Source organism: Amphritea sp. HPY (assembly GCF_050870985.1).
Classification (GTDB): domain Bacteria; phylum Pseudomonadota; class Gammaproteobacteria; order Pseudomonadales; family Balneatricaceae; genus Amphritea.
Map to the genome: position 1 here is coordinate 3,433,965 of NZ_CP194015.1, position 14,887 is coordinate 3,448,851.

Below are 14,887 nucleotides of genomic sequence, written 5' to 3' on the forward strand. Positions count from 1 at the left end.
TGGCATATGAGTATTTTCGAAAAGTATAAGGCGCGGTACGACTCCAAACTGGAAGAAGAATATAGTCTGCAGGAGTATTTGGAGCTTTGTAAAAATGACCCACTGTCTTACGCCAGTGCTTCAGAACGCCTGTTGGCAGCAATCGGTGAACCTGAAATGGTCGATACCTCCCGCGATCCGCGACTAAGTCGAATTTTCTCCAACAAACTGATCCGGCGCTATCCATCCTTCAGTGAGTTTTACGGCATGGAAGATGCCATTGAACAGATCGTCGATTACTTCAAGCATGCTGCGCAGGGGCTGGAAGAGCGTAAACAGATACTCTACCTGCTGGGTCCTGTCGGGGGTGGTAAATCATCACTTGCTGAACGACTAAAATCACTGATGGAACACACCCCTTTCTATGCCATCAAAGGGTCTCCAATCCACGAATCACCACTGGGGTTATTTACCCCTGAAGAAGACGCCCAGATTCTGGAAGAGGAATACGGTATTCCCCGTCGCTACATTAAAGGCCTGATGTCGCCCTGGGCAGTGAAGCGCCTGCATGAGTTTGGTGGCGACATTACCAAATTCAGAGTCGTCAAACTCTACCCATCAATTCTCAATCAGATTGCCGTTGCCAAAACAGAACCCGGTGATGAAAACAATCAGGACATATCCAGTCTGGTCGGTAAAGTCGATATCCGGATGCTGGAAGAATTTCCACAGCACGATCCGGATGCTTACAGCTTCTCCGGAGCCCTGTGTCATGCCAACCAGGGCATGATGGAATTCGTGGAGATGTTCAAAGCGCCAATCAAAGTACTTCACCCACTCCTCACCGCTACCCAGGAAGGTAATTACAACAGCACCGAGGGCATGGCTTCGATTCCGTTCGACGGCATCATCATGGCGCACTCGAACGAATCAGAGTGGCAGAGCTTTAAGAACAACAAAACTAATGAAGCTTTCATCGATCGGGTTTATATCGTTAAAGTGCCTTACTGCATGCGGGTTTCCGAAGAAGTACGGATCTATGAAAAACTGTTGGAGAACAGCTCACTGAATCACTCTCCTTGTGCTCCGGACACATTGCTGATGCTGGCTCAGTTTTCCGTGCTGTCACGGGTTAAAGACCCTGAAAATTCAAATATATTCTCTAAGATGCGTATCTACGACGGTGAAAACCTGAAAGACACCGATCCTAAAGCCAAGTCGATGCAGGAGTATAAAGATACCGCCGGTGTCGATGAGGGTATGGAAGGTCTTTCAACCCGCTTCGCCTTCAAGATTTTGTCTAAGGTATTTAATTTCGATCCCACCGAGATCGCGGCCAATCCGGTACACCTGATGTATGTCCTGGAAAAGCAGATTGAACAGCAGCAATTCCCACCAGAAACTCAGGAAAAACTGATCGGCTATCTGAAGGAGTTTATTTCACCGAAGTATATTGAATTCCTCGGTAAAGAGATTCAAACCGCGTATCTGGAATCGTATTCAGAATACGGTCAGAACATCTTTGATCGCTATGTTACTTATGCTGATTTCTGGATTCAGGATCAGGAATACCGCGACCCGGATACCGGCGACATCTTAAACCGTCAATCCATCAGTGAAGAGCTTGAAAAAATTGAGAAGCCTGCCGGAATCAGTAATCCTAAGGACTTCCGCCACGAGATCGTTAACTTCGTTCTCAGGGCTCGGGCCGATAACGATGGCAAAAACCCTGCCTGGAGCAGCTACGAGAAGATGCGGACAGTGATCGAGAAGAAGATGTTCTCAAATACTGAAGATCTGCTGCCGGTCATCTCCTTCAACCCGAAAGCATCCACTGAAGATCAGAAAAAACATAGCGAATTCGTCAAACGGATGACCGAACGGGGTTATACCGAGAAACAGGTACGCTTGTTATCTGAGTGGTATATCAGAGTGCGCAAATCTCAGTAACCGATTTGCCCCCTAGATAGCTGCAGGAGTATTAGCAGGAGAGCGCAGTATGAGTTATATCATCGACCGCCGCCTCAACGCGAAAAAGAAAAGCACTGTCAACCGGCAGCGCTTTTTGCGTCGCTATAAGAAACATATCAAACGCGCCGTGGAAGATGCGGTAAACAACCGTAGTATCAGGGATATAGATCAGGGCGGCCAGGTCAGCATCCCCAGTAAAGATATCTCGGAGCCGATATTCCACCATGGTGAAGGCGGCGTAAGGCAGCGGGTATTCCCCGGCAACAAAGACTTTATTACCGGTGATGAGATCAAGCGACCCGAAGGTGGTGGCGGTGGTGGCGGCAGTGGCCAGGGTCAAGCCAGCAATCAGGGCGAAGGCGAAGATGAGTTTACCTTCCAGATTAATCAGGAAGAGTTCCTGAACTTCATGTTTGAAGACCTCGAACTGCCCTACATGATCAAAAAACAGCTGCGCGATGCAACCAGCTTTGAAACCAGACGCGCCGGTTTTACCAATGTCGGTTCACCGGACAAACTCAACATTATCCGCTCACTGAAAGCAGCCCACGCCCGACGTATAGCGCTGTCCGGTAAAGAGCGCCGTAAAGTTCGGGAATTGAAAAAAGAGATTGAAAGCCTCCAGGCCCGGTTACCGGACGAGGAAGCTGAACAACAGATCAGCCGATTCAACGAAGAGATCGAACAGCTACAAAAGCGCATCAAACGGATGCCGTTTATCGATGAATTTGATCTCAAGTTTAATAACCTGATCCGTACGCCGGTTCCTAGCAGCAAAGCGGTGATGTTCTGCGTAATGGACGTCTCCGGTTCCATGACCCAGTCGATTAAAGATATCGCCAAGCGCTTCTTTATTCTGCTCTATCTGTTCCTGACCCGCAGCTACAAACATATAGAAGTGGTATTTGTACGCCATCATACCCACGCCAAAGAGGTCGATGAAGAGGAGTTCTTCTACTCCCGTGAAACCGGCGGCACCATCGTCTCAAGCGCCCTCAACCTTTCTGCCGAAATCATACGTGATCGCTACCCCGCCGGTGACTGGAATATCTATGTTGCCCAGGCATCTGATGGCGATAACTGGGATGGCGACTCACATATCTGCAAACAGGTACTGGAACAACAAATACTGCCTCTGGTGCAGTATTTCGCCTATGTTGAGATCACCACCGGGCCACACCAGAACCTATGGCTTGAATATGAGCAGATAAGGGAAAGGTTTGAAGAAACTTTTGCTATGCAAACTATTGTCGAACCTACTGATATTTATCCAGTGTTCCGCAAATTATTCGAAAAAAAGGAGTGACCCTATGAAGAAGCGAGAACCTGTTTCTATCGGGTCAGCAATGCGGCACTTTCGAGTCGAAGCAAAAAATATTCGATTAATAGGAGCGACCTTATGAAAAAGAGAGAGCCTATTTCTACCGGATCTGAATGGACATTTGAGCTGATCCAGCGCTACGACGAAGAGATCTCAAGAGTAGCAAAGCATTACAACCTGGATACTTATCCCAACCAGATAGAGGTAATCACTTCTGAACAGATGATGGACGCTTATGCCTCTGTCGGTATGCCTCTGAACTACAACCACTGGTCCTACGGTAAGCAGTTCGTTTCCACCGAACAGCAATATAAACGGGGACAGATGGGACTAGCCTATGAGATCGTCATCAACTCCGATCCTTGTATCTCCTACCTGATGGAAGAGAATACTATGACAATGCAGGCGCTGGTTATCGCCCACGCCTGCTACGGCCATAACTCGTTTTTTAAGGGTAACTACCTATTTCGCACCTGGACCGATGCATCGGCAATTATCGACTACCTGTTGTTCGCGAAGAATTACATATCAAAATGTGAAGAGCGTTACGGACTTGATGCAGTTGAGCAGGTACTGGATGCCTGTCATGCATTGATGAATTATGGCGTAAACCGCTACCAGCGACCGCAGCCTATTACCCCGGAAGAGGAAAAGGCGCGCCAGGTCGAACGGGAAGAATATGTCCAGCGCCACCTGAATCAACTATGGAATACAATCCCTCAGAAAGAGGAAGATGAAACGGAAAAAAACCGCCGTTTTCCGGAAGACCCGGAAGAGAACCTGCTCTACTTTATCGAAAAAAATGCTCCTTTACTGGAGTCCTGGCAGCGTGAGATCGTCCGCATCGTCCGTAAAATAGCCCAGTATTTCTACCCTCAACGCCAGACCCAGGTGATGAATGAGGGTTGGGCCTGTTTCTGGCACTACACCCTACTGCACCACCTCCACGATGAAGGACTGGTTACCGATGGCTTTATTATGGAGTTCCTGCACTCCCATACAAGTGTCATCTACCAGCCCCCGTTCGACTCTCCCAACTTCAACGGCATTAACCCTTATGCTTTGGGTTACGGCATGATGCAGGATATCCGCCGAATCTGTGAGCATCCTACCGACGAGGACCGGAAATGGTTCCCTGATATCGCCGGCAGCGACTGGAATGACACTATTCAGGATGCCATGCGTAACTACAAGGATGAGAGTTTTATCCTGCAATTCCTGTCGCCACGCATGATCCGCGAGATGAAGCTGTTCACTATCACCGATAACTCAGAGTTAACCACTTTGCGAGTAACGGCGATTCACGATGACAGTGGTTATCAACAGATCAGAGAAGACCTCTCAGCCAGCTATAATATCGGCAACCGGGAACCCAACATCCAGGTCTATAACGTCAACGTTCGCGGCGACCGCTCACTAACTCTGCGTCACTATATCCACAATGGCCAGCCGGTCGGCGAGTCTACCGAGGAGGTACTTAAACACGTGCATGTACTGTGGGGCTTTGATGTTCACATGGAATCGGTCACCCCGGAAGGCACTGTGGATAAGTCTTTCCATTGTCCGCCGCTACCGCAAGCAGAAGAAGTAGCGTAAGCGACTTCTTCTGCTTGCAAGACCGCCATGCAAGCATGGCTAGCTAGAACGTCGCAAAAAACGCGACTCGCTAGTGGCTAGAAAAAGCAAAAACCCGCCATACGGCGGGTTTTCAATATGAACAATTTTAAATGTAGTTCTGGGCTTTTATACCGGGGTTTTCAGGGTTTCCTGGTATGGCGGCCAGCCCATCGGTTTGCCACCCAACAGGTGCAGGTGAATGTGGTAAACGGTCTGACCACCGTGGCTGTTACAGTTCAGTACCGAACGATAACCATCTTTAGCGAACCCCTGCTGTTCAGCAATCTTACCTGCAACCATCACCATATGACCGACAACATCGCAATCTTCCGGCTGGATATCGTTCAAAGTAGCGATATGCTTACGCGGTATGACCAGCGCATGAGTCGGTGCCTGAGGGCCGATATCATTAAAGGCGATTACTTTGTCATCTTCATAGATCACATCAGCCGGAATCTCTTTATTCAGAATCTTACAAAACAGACAATCCATTATAATCTCGCTTATTCTTCAGTCTTTGATTGGCATTACAGCACTTACATTACTGTCAGTTCAATAAAAATATTGCTCGTTGCTCGTTGCTCGTTGCTCGTTGCTCGTTGCTCGTTGCTCGTTGCTCGTTGCTCGTTGCTCGTTGCTCGTTGCTCGTTGCTCGTTGCTCGTTGCTCGTTGCTCGTTGCTCGTTGCTCGTTGCTCGTTGCTCGTTGCTCGTTGCTCGTTGCTCGTTGCTCGACAGAATTATCAGGTTGGCACCTTTCAAAGACAAAAAAACGTACCCACGCGCGTTTTATTTACCTACGTTTCTTACAACGTCCCTCTGCTCTAAGCCACCTCGGAAATGATTAAGAAGGCTATTCTATTTTTCGAGCTACGAACAACGTTCTTTTGCTTTTCCAAGCCTCGAGCAACTTACACAACATTTCCGCACCTGCGTCACATCAAGAAACTCCATTTTTTTAGTCGTCAAATAACCATTTTAGTAACCTTCTGTGTTGCAGTGCGTCATAGAAGGTTCATACTTGCGCCATAGAATAACTACAGCGTAGATATTACCGTACTGTAGTGGTTGTAACCCGGTGATCCCGGATACTTCCGGCTAGCCGCTAGAGGAATTTAAGCATGATCCTTACCGAAAAGCCTCCGGTGCACAATCAGCTGGAGTTCTTTATTGAAGAAGCTGTAAAATCCCGCCCGGTACGGACTGCAGTCGTCCATCCGGTAGAACGTAACGGGTTAAAAGGCGCGATTGAAGCTGCACAACGCGGCCTGATTGAGCCGATCCTGGTCGGACCTGAAGCGAAAATAAGAGTCACCGCCGAACGGGAAAGCCTTGATATATCCGGTTATCAGCTGATTGATGTTGAGCATAGTCACGCCGCCGCTGAAAAAGCGGTCGATCTGGTACGGGAAGCCAAAGCCGAAACCCTGATGAAGGGCGACCTCGGTACATCCGAACTGCTCAACGCAGTTATCCACAAGACCCGTGGCATCCGAACTGAGCGCCGCCTGAGCCATACCTTCGTGCTGGATGTACCAAACTATCACAAACCCTTGATGATCACCGATGCCGCTATCAACGTAACTCCGGATCTGCTGGTGAAACGGGATATCGTGCAGAATGCGATCAATTTCTGCCATGCTCTCGGCATCGAGCAACCTAAGGTCGCGATCCTGGCTGCGGTAGAAACAGTTAAGCCGTCTATGCCTAGCACCATCGATGCCGCTGCACTGTGCAAAATGACCGACCGGGGGCAGATCACCGGCGCGATTTTGGATGGCCCACTGGCTTTTGATAATGCGATCTCTCAGCAGGCAGCTATCGACAAACATATCTCGTCGCCGGTATCCGGTGATGCCGATATCCTGCTGGCGCCAGACCTCGAATCCGCTAATATGATCGCCAAGCAGTTAATCTATCTGGCAGATGCTAAATCGGCTGGTATCGCATTAGGTGCTAAAGCACCTATTATTTTGAATAGCCGTTCCGATGGCACGCTGGCTCGCCTGGCCTCCTGTGCCCTCGCATCCCATATGGTCCTGCACCCGGAGACCCTGAAGTAAAATGAGCTTAATACTAACCGTTAACGACGGTTCATCCAGCCTGACATATCTGTCTCTGGTATCTCACATGGTTCTGAACTCGGAGATCCTGAAGTAAAATGAGTTTAATACTAACCGCTAACGTCGCTTCATCCAGCCTGACAGATCTGTCTCTGGTATCTCACATGGTTCTGAACTCGGAGATCCTGAAGTAAAATGAGTTTAATACTAACCGCTAACGTCGGTTCATCCAGCCTGACATATCTGTCTCTGGTATCTCACATGGTTCTGAACTCGGAGATCCTGAAGTAAAATGAGTTTAATACTAACCGTTAATGGCGGTTCATCCAGCCTTAAATGTGCTCTGTTTTCCCGTTACGAAGAGCATGAGGAATGCCTGTATCGTTTCAAGCTGGGGAATATTCTCAATACCCCTGTTATGAGCGTGGCGTCTGGTAATGGACAAGCACTGGAAAAGTATACCCTGGAGATGACCAATGTGGATCGAGAAGAACGCCATCAGGCCTGTCTCGATAAAGTTATCCAGTGGGTACATGCACAACTGCCGGATACCCGGCTGAGCGCCTTTGGTCATCGCGTTGTACATGGTGGAGAAGCATTCAGTGATCCGGTACTGATCAACGATGCGATCATGGCTCAATTAGAAGAGTTTATTCCTCTGGCTCCCCTACATCAGCCTTACAATCTGAAACTGATCCGCGCCTGTCAGAAACTGGAACCAGAGCTACCACAGATCGCCTGTTTCGATACCATGTTCCATATCGGTCAGCCAAAGGTTGAACGCCACTATGCGATCCCCCGCAAATATACCGAGGCGGGTATCCATAAATACGGTTTCCACGGCCTGTCCTATGAGTTTATTCAACGCTCCCTGGAACAGATCGATGCTACCGCAGCCAACTGCAATACTATCGTCTGCCACCTGGGTGCCGGCGCCAGTATGTGTGCCATAAAACAGGGTAAGTCAATCGCTTCCACAATGGGTTTCACCGCCGTCGATGGCCTGCCGATGGGTAGCCGCACCGGCAATATAGATCCCGGCGTGCTGCTTTACCTGCAGCGTCATTACCACATGGACACCGATCAGCTGGAAAGCTTCCTCTACAAAGAGAGCGGCTGGCTGGGAGTATCCGGTATCAGCTCCGACATGATGGAACTGCATCAAAGCAACCGCGAAGAAGCCGAAGAAGCGATCGCTATGTTCAGCTACCGCGCAGCGCTCGAAATCGGTCGCCTGAGCGCCGCACTTCAGGGCCTGACCCAACTGGTATTCACCGGTGGCGTCGGCGAAAACGACAACGATGTTCGCCGCCGCATTTGCGAACAACTCGGATGGCTCGGCATTGAACTGAACGAAGACGCTAACAACGACAATGCTGCCATCATCAGCAAGGATGAAGGAAAGGTCATCGTGCGGGTAATTCCTACCAATGAAGAGGCCATGATTGCGCTTCATACTGAGGAGGTTCTAGCTGAGAAATGAGCGCGCGCAATCACAGTGGCTAGACCGCCGAACAAGTTCGGCTAGCTAGATCGTGGTGCAAGCACCACTGCTAGTGGCTAGAAAAAACATTCCCGCTCACGGGAACAAAAAACCGCCAGCAGGCGGTTTTTATGTTTTTGGCTTTTGATTATTCTAGCCACTAGCAGGAAGGCTTGCCTTCCGTTCTAGCTAGCTGCGTAGCAGCGTTCTAGCCACTGTTTCTTCGCGCTAAATAACACTTAACCCTTTCGCTGGCGCACTGCTTCAAACAGGCACACTCCGGTCGCTACCGATACATTAAGCGAAGAAACTTCGCCCGCCATAGGTATCTTGACCAGATGGTCGCAGTGCTCGCGAGTCAGGCGACGCATGCCTTTGCCTTCAGCACCCATCACCAATGCCATCGGGCCTTTCAAGTCGGCATTATTAACCAGTACTTCCGCTTCACCGGCGGTACCGGTGATCCAGACACCACGCTGTTGCAGGTCTTTCAGGGTACGGGCAAGATTAGTAACCAGTACGTAGGGCATCACTTCTGCGGCACCACAGGCCACTTTGCTGGCAGTTGAATTCAGCGGTGCAGACTTGTCCTTCGGCGCTATAACCGCGTGGACACCGGCTGCATCAGCGGTACGCAAGCAGGCACCCAGGTTATGGGGATCAGTGACGCCATCCAGTACCAACAGGAATGCAGGTTCTTCAAGACGATCCAGCATAGCATCCAGGAACTGTTCATTCTTCGTCTGGATCGGCTCACAGGCAACCACAACCCCCTGATGCACACCACCCTCGGCCATCTGATCAAGCTCTTTTTTAGCGGTCACTTCAACCCGGATCGAGTGCTGCTTAGCCAGCTCAAGAAGCGTCTGGATACGGGTATCACTGCGTCCTTTAAGGACCCACATGCCACGAATACGCTTGGCATCCCGCGTTATTGCTGTAGTGACAGCATGAATTCCAAAAATATACTCTGGGCGCATCTTAGTTCTCGAGGTATGTTAATTCTGTAGCCAGCCATTGGTGTGCTGTTTTACCAGTTCCACTAACAGTCTGATCATGGCCGGTTCTGCATTCAGCGCCGGTATATAGTTATAGCTTTCTCCACCCGCTGCTGTGAAGATATCCCGATTTTCTACTGCCAGTTCTTCCAGTGTTTCCAGACAATCCGCGGAGAAAGCTGGCGAGATAATATCGATATTTTTAATACCCTGCCCCGGTAAAGACTCGAGAGTCTTATCAGTATAAGGCTGCAACCACTGCATCGGTCCGAAACGGGACTGAAAGGTGGCCTGCCACTGATCATCGTGTAACCCCAGAGCCGCCGCCAACAATTCAGAGGTTCTCTGACACTGGCGCTGATATGGGTCACCCTTATCGACATACTCCTGCGGAATCCCATGATAGGAGAGAATCAGCTTATCGGCCTGCTCTTCGCTACGGTACTGGCGCACAGATTCAGCCAGGGCTTCAATATAGAGCGGATGATCATGATAGTCTTTCAATACCCTGATATCGGGTATTTCACGACAGCCCCGTTGAAAACGTCCGATCTGGTCATAGATCGGTGCGGTAGTAGTGGCAGAGTACTGAGGATAGAGTGGCAATATCAGGATTTTGCCATAGCCGGCATCGGTCAGCTCACGTAACCGGCTGGTCAGACCCGGATTACCATAGGTCATCGCCGGAAAAACCTGAATCGCAGTGTCGGGCAGCTCTGACTGCAATGCCAGATCCAATCCAGCAACTTGTTGATTCAGGATGCGGCGCAGTGGAGAATCCTCATCCCAGATCGAAGCATATAACTTAGCCACTTTCTTCGGCCGGAAAGTCAGGATAATGCTGTTCAGCACCGCCAGCCAAAGCAAACGTCGCGGCCCTTTACCTTCAACAACCCGGGGATCTGAAAGAAACTCTTTCAGATAACGCCTGACGGCTGCTGCAGTTGGCTCGTCAGGTGAGCCCAGGTTTACAAGGAGCACAGCTGTTTTCGGCTGAGTCATCTGTATCGGTCCGGTATAATAACGAAAGCCGCTATTATCCCGGAATCCCGGGCAATAAAAAACCGCTCAGTGAGCGGTTTTTTTAATTACTGTCTGATCAACTTACTTTTCCAGTGCAGCGAATACCGCATCACGGATATCTTCAACACCACCTACACCAGGGATGTAGTTATATTTTGGCGCATCGGCAGGTGCTTCTTCAGACCAGCCTTTGTAGTAGGTAATCAGTGGCGCAGTCTGCTCATGGTATACATCCAGGCGCTGACGTACGGTATCTTCCTGGTCATCGGCGCGCTGAACCAGTTCATCTCCGGTGACATCATCCTTACCTTCGTCCTTAGGGGGATTGAAGATAACGTGGTAAGTACGACCAGAACCCGGGTGCACACGACGACCCGCCATACGCTTGATAATCTCTTCGTCAGCAACATCGATCTCAACGACTGCATCGATAGCAACGCCAGCATCCTTCATTGCATCCGCCTGAGGGATAGTACGTGGGAAGCCATCGAACAGGAAACCCTTCGCACAATCAGATTCAGCGATACGCTCCTTAACCAGACCGATAATAAGATCGTCTGATACCAGGCCACCAGCATCCATCACTTTCTTGGCTTCGATACCCAGAGGGGTACCCGCTTTTACAGCCGCACGCAACATGTCGCCGGTTGAGATCTGAGGAATACTATATTTTTCACAAATATACTGGGCCTGAGTACCTTTACCGGCACCCGGTGCTCCCAAAAGAATCATACGCATATCAGGATTGCTCCATTTCAAATTTATAATTTTTAAAACTGTCCGGCCGCCCTGTTGTATAGCGACCGGTGGAATTCTTTCTGGACATACCACAAGGCCTCATCGACCATCTACGATACCGTCCGGCGCCTGCTACTCACAATTGGACATTAGGTCTAATACCAATATCTAACCCTATCCATGGCAATCAATCTAAGGAGGCGACTCGATCTTACTCTCTAAAGCGACTTCAGGTCAGTGAATACCTACTGACTTATTCCAGTTCCAACACAGACAATGACCAAACTGAAAATACGAACGCTCAAGGCTAGACAAAACCGCCGCCAGTATCAACCCCCTAATAGGTTAATGCGGCCCGGAAGTCGCATTAAAAAACACTAAGCAAAATTTTTCATTGTCGTTGCTCGACAAGATTTTCCAACCCGCACGTTCTCCCATACAAAAAAACGTGGCCGAAGCACCTTATTTTAACAATCTTTCATACAAGGCTATGCTGTTCAAATAAACCGCGACTCCCGCATAAGAAGGCACTTCTGAGCTACAAGCGAGTCGCGTAGTGACGTTCGAGCCACTAGCTACTCGTTTTACCCTGTATTCCGCATTCCTGCCGAGATCCCGGCCATAGTGATCATCAACGCATGCTCCAGCCGCTCATCCGGCTGGTTACGATCACGATTGAGCAGTTCAGCTTGCAGGAAATGCAGCGGATCGATATAGGGATTGCGGACATCAATGGATTGGCGAATTACAGGATTTTCCTGTAGCAGTTCATCCTGTTGCTTGATCTGTTTCACCAGTTCAACGGTATTCGCCAGTCGACAACGCAGATCGGCACCAAGCACTCTGAGTTCATCAGAAACGAGGCGCTTGTCATAGTAGGCGGCAATATTACCATCGGCTTTGGATACTACCATCTCCAGCATATCGATATAGGACTGAAAGAATGGCCACTCCCTGCGCATAGTCTGCACCAGTTCGAACTGATTATTATCCAACGCCTGTTGCAAGGCAGCATCACTACCCAGCCAGGCAGGCAACATCAGTCGTATCTGAGTCCAGGCAAAGATCCAGGGGATCGCCCGCAAACTTTCAACACCGCCGTCGGCTTTACGCTTCGCTGGCCGGCTGCCCAGCGGCAATTTAGCCAGCTCCTGTTCCGGCGTTGCAGCACGGAAGTAAGGCACAAATTGCGGATCACTACGAACCACTTCACGATAAGCATTAAGGGCACAGCTGGATAACTCATCCATCAACAGTCGCCACTCCGCCTTTGGCTCCGCCGGTGGTGCAAGTGAAGCTTCCAGTGTCGCTGAAGTATATAGTTCGAGGTTACGTACCGCGATCTCAGGCACGCCGAACTTAAAGCGGATCATCTCTCCCTGCTCGGTTACCCGCAGGCTGCCTGCCACTGATCCAGGTGGTTGAGCCAAAATTGCAGTATGACTCGGACCGCCACCACGACCCACTGTACCGCCACGGCCATGAAACAGGGTCAGATGGATATCATATTGCTGGCACAACCTTGTCAGCGCTTCCTGAGCCCGGTACTGGCCCCATGCAGCGGCAAGCTGGCCGGCATCCTTGGATGAATCGGAATAGCCAATCATCACCTCCTGATGACCTTCGGTATAGGCTTTATACCAGGGGATATCCAGCAGCTGACGAATGCAGTCTTCGGCATTATCCAGGTCATCAAGGGTCTCGAACAATGGCGCCACACGGATGTTGTGAGTAATGCCTGACTCTTTCAGTAACAGGATCACTGCCAACACATCAGACGGTTGGCTGGCCATAGAAATAACATAGGAACCAAACGATGTTTTTTCTTCTGTTGCGACAACCCGGCAGGTATCAAGAACCTCCTGCACATCGGTTGAAGGTTGCCAGTCGCGGGGCAATAGGGGACGTTTTTCCTGCAGCTCTTTCAGCAGGAAAATCTGCTTATTCTGCTCGCTCCACTCGCTGTAGCATCCCAGTTCATAATAATCGGTCAGTTCATCAAACACTTCGGCATGACGGTCGGAATTCTGTCGAATATCCAGATTCACCAACGTCATACCAAAGCAGGCAACCCGGCGAATAGTATCGGTTAACAAGCCTTCTGCGATGACCGACATGCCGCATTCCCGGAGTGAACGCTCAATTAGCAGCAGAGGATCAAGCAGTTGCTGGGCTCGAACATACACCCCTTTTTTATCTACCGGCTCGCCGTCCAGTCGCTGGGTCGACCAAAGCTTGGTCCGGCGCAGCATATTACGCACTTCGCGCAACAGCTCGCGGTATGGTTCAGGGTGATCACCGACCTGCTGACGAAGTTCAGCGGTACACTGGTGCATCGAAAGTTCGCCGCGCAACTGATCTATATCTTTAAGGTAAAGATCTGCCGCCATCCAGCGTGATAACAACAATACTTTTTCAGTCACCAGCGCTGTGACATTCGGATTTCCATCCCGGTCCCCCCCCATCCAGGAAGCAAACCGTACCGGCGAGCTATGCATCGGCAGATGCTGTCCGGTGGCATCGAAAAGCTGTTTGTCAATTTGTCGGAGAAACACCGGCACCGCCTCCCAGAGGGAGTTTTCAATCACCGCAAAGCCCCATTTAGCCTCATCAACCGGAGTCGGCCGCTGTTTACGAATAGTATCGGTATGCCAGGCCTGACTAATCAGTTCGTGCAGACGGTGACGTAAGTCTTCTCCGCGATCGATGCGTTGCAGGCAATCGGTGATAGCATCAAATTTCTGAATCAGGGTGCGTCGGTTGACTTCTGTCGGATGCGCAGTGAGCACCAACTCAACATCCATCTCGGCGACCGCTTGTGCCAGTTGCTCTTTGCTCAGACCTTTATGCAGTAATCGCCCAAGCAGGCCGCAGAAGGAATCACTGGTACAGGCGTCCATCACGCCGGAACGACGCCGCACGCGATGGTGTTCTTCTGCGATATTAGAAAGGTTAAGAAATTGGGTGAACGCCCTTGCCACTGGTAAGAGCTCATCATCATTGAGTTCACTCAGGGTTTGCAGCAACTCATCAGCGACAGGTTTTCCAGATGAACGACCAGCCTTGGAAAGCTTTCTGATCTGTTCGATTTTAGCCAGGAATTCCGGGCCTTTATGGGCTTCGATAGTCTGCCCCAGACAATCCCCCAGCATCCGTACATTATCACGCAGGTCTTCGTGCAAACTGGTCATACACTTCCCTCAATACCGATAACAACCTTATTGATACTACATAACTTGTGCGCAGCACAAATAGTATCTTAGTCCTATAGGGAGAGTATGTATGGTGCCAGAATGTTAGTTATTCAGGTATTGCTGCAGTTTTTTTAGTGCTGATTGAGCGCGGGCCTCATTTTCATAAGCCACCTCAACACTGTTCTGGCGGCCGCTCTGAGAACCGCTCTTGAGAGTAATCTGAAGACGATAATTAAACTCGGTCTGGGCATTACTATCGTGGCGCAACTCCAGCCCTGATACCTGACCGAAGTCAGCCCGCAGATAACTATCGGGAAACACTACAGCCAGTTGCTTCTGACTGCTACTTACCAGCAGCTTAGGATTGCCAGCTAACTGATCAGACACCACAAAGCCACCGTCTTTCAATACCTTTAACTGGGCATCAGTGCGTTGATGATTCCAGTAAGCCAGACCCGCCATTACGATTACGGCGAGGATTATCCAATGTACAGATGCCATA

The 14,887-nt window shown here is 50.0% G+C and carries 11 protein-coding genes; 5 read left to right on the plus strand and 6 right to left on the minus strand.

Going from position 1 to position 14,887, the window contains the following annotated elements; genetic code table 11:
* Positions 1-6: 6 nt before the first annotated feature.
* The 3 genes from ACQUQM_RS15320 to ACQUQM_RS15330 all read left to right on the plus strand — a co-directional run bounded on the left by ACQUQM_RS15320 (position 7) and on the right by ACQUQM_RS15330 (position 4,867).
* Entirely contained in the window at positions 7-1,929 is a 1,923-nt protein-coding gene (locus ACQUQM_RS15320; RefSeq protein ID WP_432470758.1) for a PrkA family serine protein kinase, read from the plus strand.
* Positions 1,930-1,978: 49 nt separating this feature from the next.
* Complete coding sequence (locus ACQUQM_RS15325; protein ID WP_432470759.1) at positions 1,979-3,256, plus strand: YeaH/YhbH family protein; 1,278 nt, start codon at positions 1,979-1,981, stop codon at positions 3,254-3,256.
* A gap of 93 nt (positions 3,257-3,349) precedes the next feature.
* A complete protein-coding gene (locus ACQUQM_RS15330; RefSeq protein WP_432470760.1) occupies positions 3,350-4,867 on the plus strand; it encodes a SpoVR family protein in 1,518 nt (505 codons plus the stop codon).
* 147 nt (positions 4,868-5,014) lie between these two features.
* Here the strand turns inward: ACQUQM_RS15330 and ACQUQM_RS15335 are convergent, their stop codons facing one another.
* On the minus strand, positions 5,015-5,380 hold the full coding sequence (locus ACQUQM_RS15335; protein ID WP_432470761.1) for a histidine triad nucleotide-binding protein: 366 nt from the start codon (positions 5,378-5,380) through the stop codon (positions 5,015-5,017).
* A 627-nt stretch (positions 5,381-6,007) separates the two neighbouring features.
* Between ACQUQM_RS15335 and ACQUQM_RS15340 the strand changes: the two genes are divergently transcribed.
* Positions 6,008-6,949 (plus strand): bifunctional enoyl-CoA hydratase/phosphate acetyltransferase, encoded by a 942-nt coding sequence (locus ACQUQM_RS15340; protein WP_432470762.1) that lies wholly within the window; start codon positions 6,008-6,010, stop codon positions 6,947-6,949.
* A 292-nt stretch (positions 6,950-7,241) separates the two neighbouring features.
* The gene (locus ACQUQM_RS15345) at positions 7,242-8,432 is read left to right on the plus strand and encodes an acetate/propionate family kinase (RefSeq protein WP_432470763.1); all 1,191 of its coding nucleotides are present in this window, start codon (positions 7,242-7,244) and stop codon (positions 8,430-8,432) included.
* Positions 8,433-8,671: 239 nt separating this feature from the next.
* Here ACQUQM_RS15345 and rlmB read toward each other — a convergent pair whose 3' ends face one another.
* The 5 genes from rlmB to ACQUQM_RS15370 all read right to left on the minus strand — a co-directional run bounded on the left by rlmB (position 8,672) and on the right by ACQUQM_RS15370 (position 14,886).
* Positions 8,672-9,412 carry a 23S rRNA (guanosine(2251)-2'-O)-methyltransferase RlmB gene (gene rlmB, locus ACQUQM_RS15350; protein WP_432470764.1) on the minus strand — a complete coding sequence of 247 codons (741 nt, stop codon included), beginning with the start codon at positions 9,410-9,412 and terminating at the stop codon, positions 8,672-8,674.
* Between the two features lie 18 nt (positions 9,413-9,430).
* The gene (gene hemH, locus ACQUQM_RS15355; RefSeq protein WP_432470765.1) at positions 9,431-10,432 is read right to left on the minus strand and encodes a ferrochelatase; all 1,002 of its coding nucleotides are present in this window, start codon (positions 10,430-10,432) and stop codon (positions 9,431-9,433) included.
* Between the two features lie 102 nt (positions 10,433-10,534).
* Entirely contained in the window at positions 10,535-11,191 is a 657-nt protein-coding gene (adk, locus tag ACQUQM_RS15360) for an adenylate kinase (protein WP_432470766.1), read from the minus strand.
* A 584-nt stretch (positions 11,192-11,775) separates the two neighbouring features.
* Positions 11,776-14,382 carry a phosphoenolpyruvate carboxylase gene (gene ppc, locus ACQUQM_RS15365; protein WP_432470767.1) on the minus strand — a complete coding sequence of 869 codons (2,607 nt, stop codon included), beginning with the start codon at positions 14,380-14,382 and terminating at the stop codon, positions 11,776-11,778.
* A 105-nt stretch (positions 14,383-14,487) separates the two neighbouring features.
* Complete coding sequence (locus ACQUQM_RS15370; protein ID WP_432470768.1) at positions 14,488-14,886, minus strand: hypothetical protein; 399 nt, start codon at positions 14,884-14,886, stop codon at positions 14,488-14,490.
* Position 14,887: the final 1 nt, after the last annotated feature.